Source organism: Phenylobacterium sp. (genome assembly GCF_036963605.1).
Lineage (GTDB): Bacteria > Pseudomonadota > Alphaproteobacteria > Caulobacterales > Caulobacteraceae > Phenylobacterium.
The window spans coordinates 1-3,837 of record NZ_JBALUY010000132.1 but is presented as its reverse complement, the minus strand read 5'-3'; the positions used below and the strand labels follow the sequence as shown (position 1 = coordinate 3,837).

The 3,837-nt window shown below is 68.0% G+C and carries 3 protein-coding genes; all 3 read right to left on the bottom strand.

The window, feature by feature from the left end:
* Positions 1 to 211: hypothetical protein (locus V7702_RS16600; RefSeq protein ID WP_335651185.1), on the bottom strand; the 211-nt coding region annotated here is incomplete at its 3' end.
* An 11-nt stretch (positions 212 to 222) separates the two neighbouring features.
* The gene (locus tag V7702_RS16595; RefSeq protein WP_335651184.1) at positions 223 to 1,506 is read right to left on the bottom strand and encodes an acetyl-CoA C-acetyltransferase; all 1,284 of its coding nucleotides are present in this window, start codon (positions 1,504 to 1,506) and stop codon (positions 223 to 225) included.
* Positions 1,503 to 3,755: an acyl-CoA dehydrogenase gene (locus V7702_RS16590; protein ID WP_335651183.1), complete on the bottom strand. Its 2,253-nt coding sequence runs from the start codon at positions 3,753 to 3,755 to the stop codon at positions 1,503 to 1,505. Before V7702_RS16590 ends, V7702_RS16595 begins: the two co-directional genes overlap by 4 nt.
* Positions 3,756 to 3,837 lie beyond the last annotated feature (82 nt).

Genomic DNA, 3,837 nt, shown 5'->3' with positions numbered 1-3,837 from the left:
CCTGCTCGACCTTGGCCAGGATTTGGTCGAGTTCTTCCAGCACCTCTTCGGATACCGTATTGGCGCTCGCGCCCGGTTGGTCGGCGATCAGCCAGTCGATGCCGTCCTCGTCGCGGGTCAGCCGCCAGGCCTTCCACGATCCCGCCGTTTCGGCAGCCGGACCAAGCTCCATCAGCCGGGGCGCAAGCGTCTTCCAGACGACGTTCTTCATCAATGTCTCCTTCAGACCGCCTGGATCAGCATGGCGCCGCCCTGGCCGCCGCCGATGCACTCGGTGGCGACGCCGCGGGGCTGGGACAGACGCTTCATGGCGTTGGCCAGATGCAGGACGATCCGCGCCCCGCTGGCGCCGACCGGATGGCCCATGCCGATGGCGCCGCCGTCGACGTTCAACCGCTCCGGGTCGATCTGGCCGAAGTCGCCCTCCAGGCCCAGGGCCTTGCGGCGGAAGTCATCGTCCTGCCAAGCCCTCAGACAGGCCAGGACCTGGGCGGCGAAGGCCTCATTGATCTCCCAGATGGGCACGTCCGACAGAGTCATGTCGTGGGCGCGCAGCAGGTCCGTCGCAGACAAAACGGGGCCGAGCCCCATGATCCTCGGGTCCAGCGCAGACCAGCGGCTGTCGACAATCTCGGCCAGGGGCTCCAGGCCGTGTTCCTTTAGGGCCGCTTCGGAGGCCAGCACGACCCAGGTGGCGCCGTCGGTGATCTGCGAGCTGTTGCCCGCCGTCACCCTTCCGAAGGGTGGTTCGAAGGCCGGCTTCAGCTTGGCCAGCTTGTCGGCGCTGGAGTCCGGTCGCACCCCGTCGTCACGGTCATAGAGTTCGCCGTCCGGTGCGAAGGCGGGCTCCAGCTCGCCCTTGAACCAGCCCTCTTCGTGGGCGCGGGCCGAGCGCAGCTGGCTTTCGGAGGCGTAGACGTCGGCCTCATGGCGGGAAATGTCGAACATCTGCGCCAGCACCTCGGCAGTCTGGCCCATATTGAGGTCGGTGATCGGGTCGGTCAGGCCGCGCTCCAGCCCGATGACGGGGCTGAGGAAATCAGGCCGGAAGCCCATGGCCGCCTTGGCCCGCGCCATCGGGCTGCGGGCGCCGTTCAGCTCGGCGAACCATTCGGTGGCGTCGTGGCTGAGCACCAGGGGCGCGTGGCTCAGCGATTCAGCCCCGCCGGCCAGGATCAGGTCGGCGGTCCCCTGTTGGATATAGCGGAAGGCCGTGTCGATGGATTGCATGCCCGAGCCGCAGTTGATCTGGACGGTGAAGGCCACCATGGCCTCGCCCATGCCCAGACGCAGGGCCGCCACGCGGGCGGGGTTCATCTCGTCGGCCACGACATTCACGCAGCCCAGGATGACTTGGTCGAAGGCGCTCGGCGCAAAGGGCTGGCGGAGAAGCAGGGGCCGCCCGCACTGGACGGCGAGGTCCACCGGCGTAAAGGGACCAGGTCGCCCGCGGGCCTTGATGAAAGGGGTGCGGGCGCCATCGACGATATAGACCGGCCGGCTCATTCGGCGGCCTCGACGCGCACCTGCTCGGCCGGGGTGGCCTTGCCGGTGATCTCCTCCGGCGAGAAGTCGTCCACGGCCACCACCTTGGCCACCGCGATGGCCACCTCGGCCAGCCTGTCGTGGTCCTCGCGGCTGATCAGGCCCTGGTCGAGGGCGGCGTCCGGGTCGCGGACCCGCAGCTTCTTCATGCGGTCACGGATCGGTTCGGTGGAGATCACCAGATTCAGGGCTCGTTCCAGTTCGGCCACGGCGTCGTCGCCGGCGCCCAGATAGACGCCATCGGTGAGGCGGTCGCGGGTGGCCGAGGGCTCCAGGATCAGCCGGGCGCAGGCGCGGGTGACCCGGTCGCTGGGGCCGCGGCGGATCACGCCGAAGGGCAGGACGAACAGGCCCAGAAGCCAGGCCACCGGCTGATTGGGGAAGTTGTCGAGGATCTCCTTCAGGCGACGCTCGATGGTCAGGAAGCCGTCCTGCATGATCCATTCGACCAGCGGCAGGTCCGCCTCCTGGCGGCCATCCTCTTCCCAGCGCTTGAGGGTGGCGCTGAGCAGATAGAGTTCGGCCAGGATGTCTCCGAAGCGGGCCGAGAGCATCTCCTTGCGCTTCAGGGAGCCGCCCATGGTCAGAAGGGCCGCGTCGGAGGCCAGCGCAAAGCTCGCCGCATAGCGGCTGAGCTTGCGGTAGTAGCGCCGGGTCGGGCCGGTCTCAGGCGCTGGCCCGATCAGGCCATCGCTCCATGAGCGGATGAAGGCGTTCTTTGCGGTTCGCAGGATGTGGCCGGCGTGAGCCCACACGGTGACGTCGAAGGCGGCCAGGCCCCGCTGCGTGTCCTCGTCGGCAAGGGCCTCCATCTCCTTCAAGATGAAGGGGTGGGCGCGGATGGCGCCCTGGCCGAAGACGATCAGGCTGCGGGTGAGAATATTGGCGCCCTCCACCGTGATGCCCACGGGCACAGAGCGGTAGAAGGTCCCCATGTAGTTCTTCGGCCCGTCGATGACCGCCTTGCCGGCATGAACGTCCATGGCGTCGTTGGCGCTGATGCGCATCCGCTCAGTGGCGCTGTTCTTCATGATCGCCGAGACCACCGACGGATGGTGGCCAAGCGCCAGGCCCGCGCAGGTGAACCGGCGGGCGGCGTCCAGCAGATAGGCGTTGGCGGCGATGCGACCCAGGCGCTCCTGCACCCCTTCGAACTCGCCGATGGGAATTCGGAACTGGGTGCGGACTCGGGCATAGGCGCCGGTGGTGCGCGCCGCCATGGCGGCCCCTGCGGCCGAAAGGGAGGGCAGGGAGATGCCGCGCCCGGCGGCGAGCGCCGCGTTCAGCATCATCCAGCCCTTGCCGATCTGCTCCTGGCCGCCAAGGATCGCGTCCATGGGCAGGAAGACGTCATGGCCGGAATTGGGGCCGTTCTGGAAGGCCTGCATGGCCGGAATGTGCCGGCGGCCGATCTCGATGCCCGGGGTGTCGGTCGGCGCCAGGATGACCGTAATGCCCAGGTCTTCCTCGCCGCCCAGCAGGCCGTCGGGATCCTTGACCTTCACGGCCAGCCCGAGGACCGTCGCGATGGGGCCGAGGGTGATGTAGCGCTTGGCCCAGTTCAGCTTCAGGCCCAGCACCTTCTGGCCCTTGTACTCGCCCTCGCAGACCACGCCGGTGTCGGTCATGGCCGTGGCGTCGGAGCCGGCCTCGGCGCTGGTCAGGCCAAAGGCGGGAATGTCGCGGCCGTCGGCCAGGCGCGGCAGCCAGTAGGACTTCTGGTCGTCCGTGCCGAACTTCAAGAGCAGTTCGCCGGGGCCCAGCGAGTTGGGCACCATCACCGTCACGGCGGCGGCCACCGAGCGGGTGGAGATCTTCCGCACCACTTCGGAATGGGCGTAGGGGCTGAAGCCCAGGCCTCCGAACTCCTCGGGGATGATCATCCCGAAGAACCGCTCGCGCTTGATGAAGTCCCAGGCCTCGGGCGGCAGGTCGCGGTCCTCCCAGTTGATCTTCCAGTCGTCCAGCATGGCGCAGAGCTGATCGACGGGCCCGTCGATGAAGGCGCGTTCGGCCTCGGTCAGCGTGGCCGGCGGAATGTCCAGCATGGCCTGCCAGTCCGGATCACCGGAAAACAGCGCGGCGTCCCACCACACATCGCCCGCGGCGATAGCCTCGGCTTCGGTGCCGGACATCTCGGGCAGAACACCCTTGGCCATCTGATAGATCGGCCGCGTGACAAGGTCGCGGCGCAGGGCGGACGTGTCCATGCAACACCTCGCTAAGGGGGTTTGAGGGTTTGGGGCTTAGTTTAGCCAACGCATGAGAGCGCCTTAGGTTCGCCGGTCGGAC

Coding starts and splice junctions, on each gene's coding strand:
- V7702_RS16595 (WP_335651184.1), bottom strand. CDS start 1,506: ATGAGCCGGCCGGTCTATATCGTCGATGGCGCCCGCACCCCTTTCATC.
- V7702_RS16590 (WP_335651183.1), bottom strand. CDS start 3,755: ATGGACACGTCCGCCCTGCGCCGCGACCTTGTCACGCGGCCGATCTAT.